This window comes from Providencia sp. PROV141, from assembly GCF_028481645.1.
Lineage (GTDB): Bacteria > Pseudomonadota > Gammaproteobacteria > Enterobacterales > Enterobacteriaceae > Providencia > Providencia rettgeri.
Genome location: NZ_JAMPPR010000001.1, coordinates 356232 through 370286, shown reverse-complemented (window position 1 = coordinate 370286; position 14055 = coordinate 356232). Strand labels below are relative to the sequence as shown.

Below are 14055 nucleotides of genomic sequence, written 5' to 3'. Positions count from 1 at the left end.
AATTGTATTTACCCAATTTAATTACTTTTTAAATTTAATAATTTGATTACACAATACTTTCAAATTTATATTTGTTCTTTTTGCACACAGATCGCACAGATGTTGATAATTTTCGGAAAGGAAAAAAAATGAGCTCGACGACAGATTTTCTGAAGCATATATACGATATTAACCTCTCATATTTGCTATTAGCCCAAAAACTCATCTCCCAAGAGAAAGCCTCTGCGATGTTTCGTTTAGGCATCTCTGATGCAATGGCAACTACTTTAGCAGACCTCACACTCCCTCAATTAGTCAAATTAGCAGAAACAAACCAGCTAATCTGCCAGTTTAGATTTGATAATAGTGACACAATTGAAAAGCTAACCCGTGATTCAAGAGTTGATGAATTGCAACAAATTCATACAGGTATCTTACTTTCGACCCGATTATTGCAAACGCATAATGAGGGCGACACAGAAATAGCGAGAAAAAGATGAGTACCGCAGCTGAAAAAAGTATAGTCCAAGAAGCGAATGATATTCGATTAGCCATGGAATTAATCTCTTTAGGCGCTCGCCTTCAAATGTTAGAAAGTGAAACTCAAATCAGTCGCGGCCGTTTAGTTCGTTTATATAAAGAGCTAAGAGGCTGCCCACCACCAAAAGGCATGCTACCTTTTTCTACAGATTGGTTTATGACGTGGGAACAGAATATTCATTCATCCATGTTCTATAATGCTTATCAATTTTTACTTAAAAGTGGTCAATGTCGTGGTGTGGATGCCATATTAAAAGCCTACAGGTTATACCTTGAACAGTGTATTCCTGAACCTGGTGAGGAGCCTTTGTTAGCTTTAACACGTGCTTGGACATTAGTCCGCTTTGTGGAAAGTGGCATGTTGCAAAGTTCACAATGTAGCTGTTGCCATGGTTCTTTTATTACTTACGCACATATTCCTGAAAATAGCTTCACTTGCAGTTTATGCCAACCGCCATCACGTGCAATAAAAAAACGTAAACTTTCCGAGCATCTAGCCGATATTACGGTATATCGACAGGATGGCATTACTAAAGCGGTAATGTAATTGGATTGATTTGGTTAACAGGCAAAGGTTTTTGCCTGTCACTCCTAATATTCCCTTTGACTGCCATCTGTTAACCAACGGAGTGAAAGGGAATATTGTGTTAATACTCATCGGGTATATCATTGTTACAGTTGCGGTTATAGGCGGATACTTAATGGTCGGTGGCCATTTAGGTGCGCTTTATCAGCCTGCTGAATTTGTCATTATTTTAGGTGCAGGTTTAGGTGCCTTTGTTGTTGGTAACAGTGGCAAATCCATCGTCGCCTTGTGTAAAGTATTACCAAAACTCTTCCGTCGTTCCTCTTACAATAAAACAATGTCAATGGACTTAATGGCGTTGTTATTTCAATTACTTAATAAATCACGCCAGCAAGGGTTACTTGCACTTGAAAAAGATATTGATAACCCAAGTGAAAGTGAAATTTTTTCCCAATATCCCCGTATTTTAAAAGACGAATCCACCATGATGTTCATCGTGGACTACTTACGTTTAATGGTAAGTAGTAACTTACAAAGCCATGAAATTGAAGCATTAATGGACGAAGAGTTAGAAACTTTTCGTCAAGAAAATGAAGTCCCAGCTTCGGGATTAAATATGGTCGGTGACTCTATGCCTGCTTTTGGGATCGTTGCGGCCGTTCTTGGGGTCGTAAATGCCTTGGGTTCAGCTGACCGTCCTGCTGGTGAACTGGGTGCTTTAATTGCTCATGCCATGGTGGGAACATTTCTAGGTATTTTAGTGGCTTATGGCTTCATTTTACCTTTGGCTGCACTAATAAGACTACGCAGTAGTGAGCAATTGAAAATGATGGAATGTATTAAAGTCACTTTCCTTTCAGCATTGCAAGGCTATGCCCCTCAAATTGCGGTTGAATTTGGCCGCAAGGTGTTATTCAGTGCTGATAGGCCTTCATTTGTTGAACTTGAAGATAAAGTTCGAGAAGTGAAAGTTGGTGCTCGCTCACAAGAAACAACTGAGGAGTAACTATCCGATGGCAGCCAATACACCGCATGTTATTCGGGTTAAAAAACGCAGTTCGCATCAGCAAAACGGGCATGGCGGTTCATGGAAAATTGCTTATGCCGATTTTATGACGGCGATGATGGCATTTTTTTTAGTGATGTGGCTAATCTCAATTTCAAGTCCTCAAGAATTAACACAAATTGCTGAATATTTTCGTACTCCCTTAAGTACAGCTATCAATCCAGGAAGTAAAAGTGGAGATGCCACAAACCCTATTCCAGGTGGTGGTAAAGACCCTATTTTCCGTGATGGGGATGTGATGCCAGAACCTAATAATATTATTGATGGAAATGCAAACTATCGTTTTGAAAAATTAAAAGAGTCACTTGAGCAGGCCATTTTAAAAGACCCACGTTTGAATGAATTAAAACCACATTTACTGATTGATATGATCAACGATGGGCTGCGAATTCAAATTGTAGACAGTGAAAATCGCCCAATGTTTAAAGTTGGTTCGGCAATGGTTGAACCGTATATGCGTGATATTTTGCGAGCAATAGCACCACTTCTTAATGATGTTCCCAATCGAATTAGTATCTCCGGTCATACTGATGATCTTGCTTATGCCAACGGAGCCAATTACAGCAACTGGGAGCTTTCATCTGATCGCGCGAATGCTTCACGCCGTGAATTGATTCGCGGTGGAATGGATGAAAACAAAGTCTTACGTGTGGTTGGAATGGCATCAGCTATTCACTTAGACAAAGATGATGGCTTTGCTCCGATCAACCGCCGGATAAGTATCATTGTATTAAATGATGAAGAAACAAAGCAGATCCTCCGCGAATATGATGGCGCGAAGCCGATCAATGATGTGTTGAATAAACCGCAAAAACCCACACCAGAAACGGCCGTGGGTGTTGTCGCTGCGGTGAAAATACCGTGATGAATTGCTGTTATTTGAATTTATTACATAACATGTTTAGTTGTCTGCCGGAGTGTCCGGCAGTCAGCGTTAAGTGAAACTTAAGCGAAATTGGATAAAAACCATGGATATTACCGAGTTTTATCAAACATTTTTCGATGAAGCTGATGAGTTGCTCAGGGATATGGAACAACATTTACTTGAGCTTGATCCTTTTGACCCGGATAGCGAGCAGCTAAATGCCATCTTCCGCAGTGCCCATTCAATAAAAGGAGGGGCTGCAACCTTTGGTTTCACTCAGTTGCAGAATACGACTCATACATTGGAAAACCTTTTAGATAAGGCGCGTCATGATGAGTTAACACTCACACCTGACATTATTGATATTTTTCTTGATGCTAAGGATGTCATGGCATCACAGTTAGATGCCTATAAAAATGATTCTTTGCCGGATGAAGAGACCTTTAAGCGCATTTGTGAGGTGCTTAGCCGGGTTGAAAATAGAGCAGAAGAGATCACTGAGAAAACTGTTGCGTTACCTGAGACTAAAGTTGAAGTTGCGGTTTTTGAAGAAGCGCTCGCGGAGCAAGGTGAATATTCACACTACTTTATGATCTCGTTAAATCAGCTCAAAGAAAATGAAGTTGATTTACTGGCAGATGAGCTCAGTTTATTTGGGCACTTGTATCACACTGAAAAAACAGCAAATAGTTTGCAAGCATGGCTTGGTACAAACACCGATATTGATGATATTAGTGGCGTATTATGTTTTGTCGTGGATGAATCACAGATTGCTCATCAAGTCATATCATTTGCGGATTGCCTCGCTTTATCTCCTGAAAAAGTCATCACGGATGACTCCGAAGATCCAATCGAAATTGAGGCTCCTGAGTCGGAGAAAGAAGCAAAACCTGTAGCTGTTTCACCAGCGGTAGCTGCGCCTACAAATACATCGAAAAAACCTGCAATCGCTAAACCGAAAGGGGATTCGAGCAGTATCCGTGTGGCTGTAGAGAAAGTTGACCAGTTGATCAACTTAGTTGGGGAGTTGGTCATTATTCAATCAATGTTGACTCAGCATAGTCAGCATGTCGATCAAAATGAATACAGTGATTTATTAAGCTCAATCGTACAATTGGAGCGTAATTCTCGCGCCTTGCAAGAATCCGTTATGTCAATTCGCATGATGCCAATGGATTACGTATTCAGTCGTTTCCCACGGATGGTACGCGATATTGCATCGAAATTAGGTAAAAAAATCGAGCTGAAAGTGGAAGGAAGTTCAACTGAACTCGATAAAAGCTTGATTGAGCGCATCGTCGATCCCCTGAATCATCTTGTTCGTAATAGCCTCGACCATGGAATTGAAAAGCCAGAAGTTCGCGTGGCAAATGGTAAGCCAGAAGCTGGCACATTGACCTTAGCGGCAGCACATCAAAGCGGCAATATTTGTATTGAAGTTCGTGATGACGGCGCAGGGCTAAACCGTGAACGTATTTTGGCAAAAGCGAAGTCACAAGGGATGAACGTGCATGATGGTATGAGCAATGATGAAGTTGCGATGCTGATTATGGCTCCAGGATTTTCAACCGCAGAGGTAGTGACAGACGTTTCGGGACGCGGTGTTGGAATGGATGTGGTGAAACGAAATATCCAAGACATGGGCGGCCGTATCCAAATTGGTTTTACCGAAGGCAAAGGCACCATTATCCGCATCTTATTACCGCTCACTTTAGCCATTTTGGATGGTATGTCTGTGAAAGTAGCGGAAGATGTCTTCATCGTGCCATTGAGTGCTATTATCAGCACTTTGCAGCCTCGGCAAGAAGATATTTATCGCTTGGCTGGAGAGGAAAAAATGCTGCTTGTGCGAGGTGAATATCTACCGCTTGTTGAATTACACCACGTATTTTCCATCGAAGAAGCCGAACGAAATTTAGATAACAGCATTGTGTTGATTATTCAGAATGCAGGTCATCGTTTTGCTTTGTTGGTCGACAAATTAGTCGGGCAACAGCAAGTGGTGGTGAAAAACATTGAAAGTAATTATCGCAAGATCCCCGGCATTTCCGCAGCAACGATTATGGGTGATGGTTCTGTTGCATTGATTTTAGATGTGGCTGAACTACAAAAAATGAATAACAGCATTTTGATTAAAAAGAAACAGCAGGTTTTTCAACCTGTCGTGCACTAAATAGAGGCCATACACCATGTCTATGTTAGATGATGATTTAAATAAACACGAAGAAGAAAAAAACGGCGAAGGCTACCTCATTTTTACCTTGGGTGAAGAAGAGTATGGCATTGAGATCTTAAAAGTGCAGGAAATTCGTGGCTACGAACAAGTGACTCGTATCGCAAATACCCCTGATTTTATCAAAGGAGTGACTAACTTACGTGGGGTCATCATTCCGATTATTGATTTACGGGTGAAATTCTCCCATGAAAACGTGGTGTATAACGATAACACGGTCGTTATTGTCGTGAATTTAAAAGATCGCGTCGTCGGTATTGTCGTCGATGGCGTTTCGGATGTGCTGGTCTTGAATGAAGAACAAATTGCACCACCACCTGATTTTGCCGTGACATTATCAACTCAATATCTGACAGGGCTCGGAACATTAAACGACCGTATGTTGATTTTAGTCGATATCGAAAAATTATTAACAAGCGATGAAATGGCGCTGATTGACAGCATGGCTGAGTAATTCTCAGCCCCAATAATTGTTCAAATAATAATAAGTCATTAACTAAAGTTTTTGGTTGGATGACCGATATCCAAAATACAACAAAATTATGTTAGTAAAACGTCATGTACAGTCGAATTAAAATCGTATCGGGACTTTTGTCCGTCATTTTTATCTTTATTTTGCTGCAACTGGTATCCAGTGGGTTGATGTTTACCAAACTGGGCGATAACAGCGACAGCATCAGTTATTTGAATTCATTACAACGCCAAAGACAAGTCTTAACGGAAAGCTGGGTCAATTTGTTACAAGCTCGAGCTAACTTAAACCGCTCTATCAATGCCTATTTACTTGAAGGCCGTAAAATTCAAGACGATGCAACGACAGAAGATTTGATTAAAGCCGCTAAACGTAACTTTAAATCAGCGGATGATGCCTATGCGCGTTATAACACGCTAATGCAAAGTTCGGATTATGATAAGGCCAAATTTGAAAAACTATTTAGCACCTATGAAACCTATCGCGATGCGTTAATCAAGCTAGGCGAATTTGCTGAAAAAGGTGACCTTGAAGGTTTTTATGCACACAGAACCTCAGGGCACCAAATAAAATTTGAAGAACAATTTAATGCTTATTTTGCGGATATCTCTGCAGATTTTCAAGCCGAAGTCGTTAACGCAGATAATAACTATCGCCAATCGTTATATATGTTGGTGACGTTATCTATCTTACTCGCCTTAATTGGCTTCTTTAGTTATCGCTATGTTCGTAAAGGTATTATTGAACCACTCGGCATCTTAATCGAGCGTATTAAAGTCTTTGCTTCAGGCGATTTAACACCGAATGTGACAACAATTGCCAAGAATGAAATTGGCGAGTTGGCCAATGGTGTTCAACATATGCAGCAGGAATTGATTAATACCGTTCGTGGTGTACTAGATGGTAGCGAAACTATTTACCAAGGTACAACCGAAATTGCAGCAGGTAACAATGACTTATCTGCACGAACTGAGCAGCAAGTCGCTTGCTTAGAAGAAACCTCAGCCAGTATGAGTGAACTAACTGCAACCGTAAAACAAAATACCGAATACGCCCACCAAGCGAGTGAATTTGCAAACCAAGCTTCAGTGATAGCAAAAGAGGGTGGCAAAGTGGTATCGAATGTGGTCAGTACCATGCTGAACATTGCCGATAGCTCACAGAAAATCTCTGATATTACTGCAGTTATCGATAGTATTGCTTTTCAAACTAACATCTTAGCGCTGAACGCAGCGGTTGAAGCTGCGCGAGCAGGCGAGCATGGTCGTGGTTTTGCTGTGGTGGCTGATGAAGTGCGTAATTTGGCACAACGCAGTGCTGATGCGGCTAAAGAGATTAAAACGTTAATTGAAGATTCAGTGTCAAGAACTGGGACAGGTGCTCGCCAAGCAGAAGATGCGGGCGAAACAATGACGAAAATTGTCGAGTCTGTCACACGTGTCACTGACATTATGACGCACATTGCAACCGCATCAGATGAGCAAAGTAAAGGAATTGCACAGGTCAGCATCGCTGTTGCAGAAATGGATAAGGTTACACAGCAAAATGCGTCGCTGGTTGAGCAATCTGCGGTTGCAGCCAATGTATTGGAAGAACAAGTGGCAAAACTGTCACAATTGATTTCAATCTTCCGTTTACCACCATTAAAACAAAGCGAAATACGCAATATTCAGCCGGCAGCAAGAACGGTTTCAAATATCGTTAAAACGCCGGATCTGACAAAACTGTCATCGAAAGAACATAAAGATGATGACAATTGGGAAACTTTCTAAGGGTTAAGCTCAGTTTTTCGCTGCAAGGCTTTGGTTTTGCAGCGTTTCTGTGCATTAGAAAACAAGGCAATGTTTCAGAGGTTCAGTTCTCTTAGCTGGCACAAGTGGGGATTTCTATGTTTGGTAAAAATATCCGGATTTCGGTGAGTTTGTATCTACTTCTCATTCTATTTTGTGGGATGCAGATTGTGTCTAGCGGGGTTTCTGTTGGGATTGTTGTAAGTGAATTAAAATCTTTAGAGCGTATTGATTTGGGGTCTGATAAGCGAGCGATGCTTGAGGAAACCAGTAAACACCTAATGCAAGCACGCAACAGCCTAACGCAAATTGCTTTGCTGCATAAAGTGGGTGGTAACGAACCGTTGATTGAAGAAACGAGAGTAACTTTTGATAAATTACTCGAAGAAGCTGAGAAGGATTACACCACGTTTAAAAACCAGCCTCTTTTGAGTGAGAAAGAAAATCTCGCCGCTCTTGAGGCTCGGTATCAAGCCTTTGTATTGACACTCAAAGCATTAAAAACACATTTAGATAATAAAGATATTGCGGCCTATATTGAACTTCCTGCCCAAGAAAACCAGGATCAGTTGGAGCAAGTTGTTGAGGAATACCTTGAATTACTGAATGCTGAAAACGATGAATCTCTTGCTGCAGCAAGAATGTATAACACGTTTGCGTGGAGTTCATTCGCTTCAGTGATTGTCATTATTCTTGCCGTTATTGCTTTTGTCCACTACTGGATGAAACGTAAAGTGATTAACCCACTGAAAAGTATGGGGGAGCACTTTGCATTAGTGGCTGATGGCAAACTCAATCAGAAAATTGAAGTTACTACTCGTGATGAAATTGGTGAAGTGTTTGGTAAGCTAAAAGACATGCAGGAGTCTTTAGCGACTTCAGTAACAGCGCTGCGTTCAAATACGGACCAAATGTACACGGGTATACGTGAAATCGCATTAGGAAATAATAACTTATCTTCACGTACTGAACAGCAAGCGGCATCACTTGAAGAAACTGCGGCCAGTATGGAAGAATTAACAGCCACCGTTAAGCAGAATGCGGATAACGCACGCCAAGCCAGTGAACTTGCAGTTAGCGCATCGAAAACGGCAACGAAAGGTGGAGAGATCACCGAAGACGTGATTGACACCATGACCTCCATTTCCAATAGCTCACAAAAAATTAGCGCCATTATTAGTGTGATTGATGGCATCGCTTTCCAAACCAATATTTTAGCATTGAATGCTGCTGTTGAAGCCGCTCGAGCGGGTGAACAGGGGCGTGGTTTCTCTGTGGTTGCTGGTGAGGTTCGAGCGTTAGCTCAGCGTAGTGCGGAAGCGGCAAAAGAAATTAAAACCTTGATTGATGAATCTGTAGGTAGAGTTAGCCAAGGCTCTCAACTGGTTAATGAAGCGGGTGCAACCATGAGTGAGCTTGTCGCAGCAGTTAACCAAGTTACTGAATTAATGGGTAATATTGCCTCTGCCTCCAATGAGCAAAGCCGTGGTATTGAGCAAGTCGCAACAGCAGTAAGCCAAATGGATTTAGTCACACAACAAAATGCGGCGTTAGTTGAACAATCGACCAGCGCGACGGCAGCGCTAGAAGATCAAGCGAACAACTTAGTTGATACGGTTGCATTCTTTGAATTACCTGAAAGCCAATTAAATCGTAATCGGCGCTAAGTGTTGTGAAAACTCGTTTTTGAGTTTTCGGTGGATAATCGTAATTGGTTATTTTTTCTTAGGTTATCCATCCTAAAAGGCAGCCAAATAACTGGCTGCCTCTGGGTTTTTATTGAATAGGACGACAAGTACGATGCTTTTTGTACCACAGGTAGAACCACTGACTGATGATGAGTTTGGTCGGGTTTGTCGATTTATTCATAAAAAATCAGGCATTGTCCTCACCATGAATAAAAAAAATATGGTCTATAACCGGCTGTTAAAGCGGTTACGTGATTGTAATATCGACAATTTCTCCGATTATTTACGGATGTTGGAGCGAGAGCCTCACCATGCAGAATGGCAAGCTTTCGTGAATGCTCTGACGACAAATTTAACCGCGTTTTTTCGTGAACCGCACCACTTTGTGACGCTAGCGGACTTTGTTCGCACACGTAAAAATAGCACGATTAATATTTGGTGCGCTGCATCTTCAACAGGAGAGGAGCCGTATTCGATAGCCATGACATTGAGTGATGTGCTTGGGCCAAACGCAATTAATGCCAAAGTCATTGCCAGTGATATTGACACGGAAGTGCTCGAAAAAGCGAAACAAGGCGTGTATCGCATAGAAGAGCTGAAGTCTTTAACGGCATTACAGAGACAACGCTATTTTATGAAAGGCGTTGGCGAGTTTGATGGCTATGCTCGAGTCAAGCCAGCATTACGCCAAATGATTGAATTTCGTTATTTAAATTTGAGTGATCATGATTGGCAAATGCAACATCGGTTTGATGCGATTTTTTGTCGTAATGTCATGATTTATTTTGATAAAGAGATGCAGATAAAAATGCTAGAGCGTTTTGCTCCATTGCTTAAGCCAGATGGCTTGTTATTTATTGGGCATTCTGAAAATTTATCGCAGTTATCGCAAAGTTTCGTTATTAAAGGGCAAACCGTCTACAGCTTACAGGCTGCGAGGAGGGGGTAATGAAAAAAATTAAAGTGCTATGTGTGGATGACTCAGCACTGATGCGCCAATTAATGCGCGAAATTATTAATAGTCATGATGATATGGTCGTGGTTGATACCGCACCAGACCCTTATGTTGCTCGTGATTTAATTAAGCAATATGAGCCAGATGTAATCACATTAGATGTGGAAATGCCACGAATGGATGGTATTGATTTCTTAGAGAAATTAATGCGCTTACACCCAATGCCTGTGGTAATGGTTTCAACATTAACCTCGAAAGGTTCTGAAGTGACGTTAAAAGCGCTGGAATTAGGTGCTGTGGATTTTGTCACGAAACCGCAAATTGGCATTCGTGAAACCATGATGAGTTATCGCGATATTATTGGCGAAAAAATTCGCGCAGCAGCCATGTCAAAAATTACTCAGCGTAGCCGTTTTGCTCGTTCAGACAAAAAGGTCAGTGAGCCAGTTTCTCAAGCCAAAGCGCTCTCTCCCTACGTTTGTAATAGCCGTGTGATTGCGGTTGGTGCATCGACAGGAGGAACAGAGGCGATACGTCAATTTCTGGAAATGTTGCCTCATGAATGCCCACCCGTCGTGATTACTCAGCATATGCCTGCGGGTTTTACGCGTTCTTTTGCTGATCGCTTAAATAAGCTCTGTGTATTAACTGTAAAAGAAGCCGAACACAACGAACTATTACAAAAAGGCCATGCATATATTGCACCAGGCGATTCGCATATGTTGATTGCCGATAAAGGCAAGGGATTTCAAGTTATTTTACAGCAAAGCGAACCTGTTAACCGGCACCGTCCTTCTGTCGATGTGTTGTTCGATTCAGTAGCTCAATGTGTTGGGCGAAAATGTATTGGTATTTTATTGACGGGAATGGGGATGGATGGAGCGAAAGGACTATTAAATTTACGTAAGCAGGGGGCAATCACTTACGCACAAAACGAAAGTAGTTGTGTGGTATTTGGTATGCCGCGTGCTGCTATTGAAATAGGGGCGGCGGATGAAGTGCAAGATATTCTCAAGATTGCCCCAAGTGTTTTAGCAAGACTTTCTTCTGTCACGGTTTAAACCGAGGCAGGAATTCACAATTGTATTTTGAAGGAGTGGTTATGGCCGCTAAAGATCTCAGTTTTTTGGTTGTTGATGATTTTTCTACAATGCGACGTATCGTCCGTAACTTATTAAAAGAGCTCGGATTTAACAAAATAGAAGAAGCGGAAGATGGTGTTGATGCATTAGAAAAAATCCGTACAGGTAGCATCGACTTTGTCGTTGCTGACTGGAATATGCCAAACATGGATGGCCTTGAGTTGCTTAAAACCATTCGTGGTGATGATGCATTGAAACATATCCCAGTACTCATGGTGACAGCAGAAGCGAAAAAAGAAAATATTATCGCAGCGGCGCAAGCTGGCGCGAGTGGTTATGTCGTTAAGCCATTTACAGCGGCTATCTTGGAAGAAAAACTGAATAAAGTTTTTGAAAAAATGGGTCTGCAATAACAGTGCGTGCCAAAGGAGATTTTCATGACTGAACAAGTGGGTATGGAAGGTATTCGCAACGGTAATGATGATTTAAAACAAGTCATTACACGCATTGGTACGCTAATGAGAACCCTGCGTGAAAGTATGCGCGAATTGGGCTTAGAAAAAAGCGTTCAACAAGCCGTGGCGAGTATTCCAGATGGAAAAGACAGGCTGCGCTATATTGCACAAATGACGGCGCAAGCGGCAGAAAAAACCTTAAATGGCATTGATGTCATCAAACCACTGCAAGTGGAAATGAATAAAAATGCGCAGGTGCTGCAACAGCAGTGGCAAGAAACTGCCGAAGATGCGGTTCCTGCACAATTGCGTGAGTCAACGCAAGCCTTTTTAGGACAAGTTATCCAAGACAGCGAAGTTACTAAAGCAGAGTTGTTGGAAATTATGATGGCGCAAGATTTTCAAGATTTAACAGGACAAGTCATCAAAAAAATGATGGAAGTAGTTGAAGAAGCTGAAAAACAACTGCTCGCATTATTAATGGAAAATACGCCACCTGAAATGCGTGCGAAAACGCAAAACGAAAGTTTGCTCAATGGCCCGCAAATTAATAAAGAAGGCGTTAATGTAATGGCATCACAGTCTCAAGTTGATGATTTACTTGATGAGCTAGGTTTCTAATTACCGACAAATTTTTTAATGAAACTACTCTAATTATATAGGGTTAGGGTAGTTTTATTGTACTTGCGTTACAAGGAAGGGATTGCAATGATAAATAACGATTTAATTTCTACTTTCGTGATTAAAGAACAAAAAGAACAAGCTAACATCGTTCAAGAAAATAACGGGGATGTTGATGAGTGCTCTTCAGAATTACAAATGAGGCAGGCGTTAATCAACCAACTTAAAAAAGCGCGTTTAGCCAATAACTTAACCCAAATGCAAATTGCAGAAAAAATGCAAACTCAAAAGCAAAACGTGTCGCGTTTGGAAAAAGCGCAATTCGACCCGAAATTAGGAACATTATTAAAATATGCAGAAGCAGTTGGCTTGCGCCTTACTTTGGATTTACCTTCTAAACCTTGAATTATATAGTGTATAGGTAAACCTATACATATTCAGGTGAGCATTTAATCGCTAATCATGTTGATAGACTGTGATGATCTTACTGCCAAGTATTTGTGCAAATAGCTCAATAAAATCATCGCGGACATCCCAATTATGAAAACTAAAACCTAAATTACCGAATGCCCATTGCGGATCAAATTGCCACGCATTAAGTGGACCATGAAAATCGCAACAAAAACAAGCGAGGTTTTCTGGTTTTCCCTCATACCAATCGGATACCGTATCGCTCCATGCATGACTCTGTTCGCTTTGTTCACTGGCACATTGTGGGCAGTAAATACCGAGGCCATTGCCACCTGCGTGAAAAACCGTATGTTCAGTTACGATAGACAGGTAATTTTTTAGCATATCTTCCGGGAGTTGGGTCGGGACGATTTCATCATTAATGACGTATAAAATGGGTTCTTTGTGAGCGGGTGTAGGGCGATAAATGACTTCACCATATTCAACGCCTTGGAAATGTGGGTCAATGATGCTTTGTTCTTTTAGCCAGTCAAGCATGCGCTGGGCATGTTTGGGGGCATCTTCTAAGGAAATATCTGGAGCAACAAGGTGGCAAGTATCCATAATAACCCTTTATTGTTAAAAGCCATTAATAAGTAAGTCGATTGCGTGTTTAATGGTGTCTCGTTGGCAACTTAAGTCAACAATTTTTTTCCCTAATAATGAATGAGGGACGCAAGCCATTTGATGAGTCATTAAAATGAAAAACTGCCCGTTGATTGATAATTGTGGATTTAAGCGTACAGGTAATGACTTTTTAACTAGCCTGCTATCGAATAACGGGATGACTAAGCGAGTATTCAATATATCAATAATATTACTTTGAATATCCAGTAAATATGGGTATTTGACCGTATCTTCTCGATTTTGATAGAGGCAATATTGCATTAAAAATCCTTGTATTTATCTGAGAGTAATCCATATTCTTCATTGATCCTATTTAACTCATTAAACCCGTCAATATTTTCATTTTTCCATTTTTGCGCTTCGAGACGTTTTAATTCAGCTTGTAAGGCACAAGCGAGTATTGCAGATAAGTTGAGTTTGGCTTGCCTTGCTTGCTCATAAAGTTCAGGCGCGATAGTGACACTGACGGTTTTTTTTATTCTTTGAGCCGTTGTACTCATGGTACCCCCTTAATTACACGTGTTCAGGCATGTGTAATTTAGCATGCTTATTGCTCATATAGGGATTTTATTCTTTATTAATGCTAAATATAGGATTATCTTCAGTGGGAGCTCATATCTGCGAAACCTTTCGCAAAATTGTCGTCGTATTGCTCAATAGCCAAATAACCCCCTTGAACTACGTCTATTTTCCACCATTGATTTTT

General features: G+C 41.1%; 16 protein-coding genes. 13 read left to right on the top strand and 3 right to left on the bottom strand.

Translation table 11 applies throughout. The annotated features are described in order from the left end of the window. The first annotated feature begins 128 nt into the window (after positions 1–128). The 13 genes from flhD (at position 129) to PSF09_RS01735 (ending at position 12677) form a co-directional block, all read left to right on the top strand. Entirely contained in the window at positions 129–479 is a 351-nt protein-coding gene (flhD, locus tag PSF09_RS01795) for a flagellar transcriptional regulator FlhD (protein WP_004909823.1), read from the top strand. Next, the gene (gene flhC / locus PSF09_RS01790) at positions 476–1066 is read left to right on the top strand and encodes a flagellar transcriptional regulator FlhC (RefSeq protein WP_004909826.1); all 591 of its coding nucleotides are present in this window, start codon (positions 476–478) and stop codon (positions 1064–1066) included. Before flhD ends, flhC begins: the two co-directional genes overlap by 4 nt. 97 nt (positions 1067–1163) lie before the next feature. Next, positions 1164–2051 carry a flagellar motor stator protein MotA gene (gene motA, locus PSF09_RS01785; protein WP_004909829.1) on the top strand — a complete coding sequence of 296 codons (888 nt, stop codon included), beginning with the start codon at positions 1164–1166 and terminating at the stop codon, positions 2049–2051. A gap of 7 nt (positions 2052–2058) precedes the next feature. Then, on the top strand, positions 2059–2976 hold the full coding sequence (motB, locus tag PSF09_RS01780; protein ID WP_210837451.1) for a flagellar motor protein MotB: 918 nt from the start codon (positions 2059–2061) through the stop codon (positions 2974–2976). A gap of 103 nt (positions 2977–3079) precedes the next feature. Beyond that, a complete protein-coding gene (gene cheA / locus PSF09_RS01775) occupies positions 3080–5149 on the top strand; it encodes a chemotaxis protein CheA (protein ID WP_272665212.1) in 2070 nt (689 codons plus the stop codon). 16 nt (positions 5150–5165) lie between these two features. Next, on the top strand, positions 5166–5663 hold the full coding sequence (gene cheW, locus PSF09_RS01770; protein WP_004909833.1) for a chemotaxis protein CheW: 498 nt from the start codon (positions 5166–5168) through the stop codon (positions 5661–5663). Between the two features lie 104 nt (positions 5664–5767). Next, entirely contained in the window at positions 5768–7453 is a 1686-nt protein-coding gene (locus PSF09_RS01765) for a methyl-accepting chemotaxis protein (RefSeq protein WP_210837447.1), read from the top strand. A gap of 116 nt (positions 7454–7569) precedes the next feature. Beyond that, positions 7570–9138, top strand: coding sequence for a methyl-accepting chemotaxis protein (locus tag PSF09_RS01760; RefSeq protein WP_210837445.1), 1569 nt, complete (start codon positions 7570–7572; stop codon positions 9136–9138). 133 nt (positions 9139–9271) lie between these two features. Next, positions 9272–10108 (top strand): CheR family methyltransferase, encoded by an 837-nt coding sequence (locus PSF09_RS01755; protein ID WP_210837457.1) that lies wholly within the window; start codon positions 9272–9274, stop codon positions 10106–10108. Beyond that, a complete protein-coding gene (locus PSF09_RS01750; RefSeq protein ID WP_272683385.1) occupies positions 10108–11175 on the top strand; it encodes a protein-glutamate methylesterase/protein-glutamine glutaminase in 1068 nt (355 codons plus the stop codon). Before PSF09_RS01755 ends, PSF09_RS01750 begins: the two co-directional genes overlap by 1 nt. 41 nt (positions 11176–11216) lie before the next feature. Further along, entirely contained in the window at positions 11217–11609 is a 393-nt protein-coding gene (cheY, locus tag PSF09_RS01745; protein WP_004255705.1) for a chemotaxis response regulator CheY, read from the top strand. 24 nt (positions 11610–11633) lie between these two features. After that, complete coding sequence (locus PSF09_RS01740; RefSeq protein WP_272683384.1) at positions 11634–12272, top strand: protein phosphatase CheZ; 639 nt, start codon at positions 11634–11636, stop codon at positions 12270–12272. An 87-nt stretch (positions 12273–12359) separates the two neighbouring features. Next, positions 12360–12677 carry a helix-turn-helix transcriptional regulator gene (locus PSF09_RS01735; protein WP_272683383.1) on the top strand — a complete coding sequence of 106 codons (318 nt, stop codon included), beginning with the start codon at positions 12360–12362 and terminating at the stop codon, positions 12675–12677. Between the two features lie 51 nt (positions 12678–12728). Here the strand turns inward: PSF09_RS01735 and PSF09_RS01730 are convergent, their stop codons facing one another. From PSF09_RS01730 to PSF09_RS01720, 3 genes are read right to left on the bottom strand one after another with little or no spacing between them, the layout of a single operon-like run. Beyond that, positions 12729–13286 carry a hypothetical protein gene (locus PSF09_RS01730; protein WP_272665208.1) on the bottom strand — a complete coding sequence of 186 codons (558 nt, stop codon included), beginning with the start codon at positions 13284–13286 and terminating at the stop codon, positions 12729–12731. Positions 13287–13301: 15 nt separating this feature from the next. Beyond that, positions 13302–13610 (bottom strand): CcdB family protein, encoded by a 309-nt coding sequence (locus PSF09_RS01725; RefSeq protein WP_272665207.1) that lies wholly within the window; start codon positions 13608–13610, stop codon positions 13302–13304. After that, on the bottom strand, positions 13610–13849 hold the full coding sequence (locus PSF09_RS01720) for a type II toxin-antitoxin system CcdA family antitoxin (protein WP_272665206.1): 240 nt from the start codon (positions 13847–13849) through the stop codon (positions 13610–13612). The genes PSF09_RS01725 and PSF09_RS01720 overlap by 1 nt, the downstream gene beginning before the upstream one ends. Positions 13850–14055: the final 206 nt, after the last annotated feature.

Coding starts and splice junctions, on each gene's coding strand:
- flhD (WP_004909823.1), top strand. CDS start 129: ATGAGCTCGACGACAGATTTTCTGAAGCATATATACGATATTAACCTC.
- flhC (WP_004909826.1), top strand. CDS start 476: ATGAGTACCGCAGCTGAAAAAAGTATAGTCCAAGAAGCGAATGATATT.
- motB (WP_210837451.1), top strand. CDS start 2,059: ATGGCAGCCAATACACCGCATGTTATTCGGGTTAAAAAACGCAGTTCG.
- cheA (WP_272665212.1), top strand. CDS start 3,080: ATGGATATTACCGAGTTTTATCAAACATTTTTCGATGAAGCTGATGAG.
- cheW (WP_004909833.1), top strand. CDS start 5,166: ATGTCTATGTTAGATGATGATTTAAATAAACACGAAGAAGAAAAAAAC.
- PSF09_RS01765 (WP_210837447.1), top strand. CDS start 5,768: ATGTACAGTCGAATTAAAATCGTATCGGGACTTTTGTCCGTCATTTTT.
- PSF09_RS01760 (WP_210837445.1), top strand. CDS start 7,570: ATGTTTGGTAAAAATATCCGGATTTCGGTGAGTTTGTATCTACTTCTC.
- PSF09_RS01755 (WP_210837457.1), top strand. CDS start 9,272: ATGCTTTTTGTACCACAGGTAGAACCACTGACTGATGATGAGTTTGGT.
- PSF09_RS01750 (WP_272683385.1), top strand. CDS start 10,108: ATGAAAAAAATTAAAGTGCTATGTGTGGATGACTCAGCACTGATGCGC.
- cheY (WP_004255705.1), top strand. CDS start 11,217: ATGGCCGCTAAAGATCTCAGTTTTTTGGTTGTTGATGATTTTTCTACA.
- PSF09_RS01740 (WP_272683384.1), top strand. CDS start 11,634: ATGACTGAACAAGTGGGTATGGAAGGTATTCGCAACGGTAATGATGAT.
- PSF09_RS01735 (WP_272683383.1), top strand. CDS start 12,360: ATGATAAATAACGATTTAATTTCTACTTTCGTGATTAAAGAACAAAAA.
- PSF09_RS01730 (WP_272665208.1), bottom strand. CDS start 13,286: ATGGATACTTGCCACCTTGTTGCTCCAGATATTTCCTTAGAAGATGCC.
- PSF09_RS01725 (WP_272665207.1), bottom strand. CDS start 13,610: ATGCAATATTGCCTCTATCAAAATCGAGAAGATACGGTCAAATACCCA.
- PSF09_RS01720 (WP_272665206.1), bottom strand. CDS start 13,849: ATGAGTACAACGGCTCAAAGAATAAAAAAAACCGTCAGTGTCACTATC.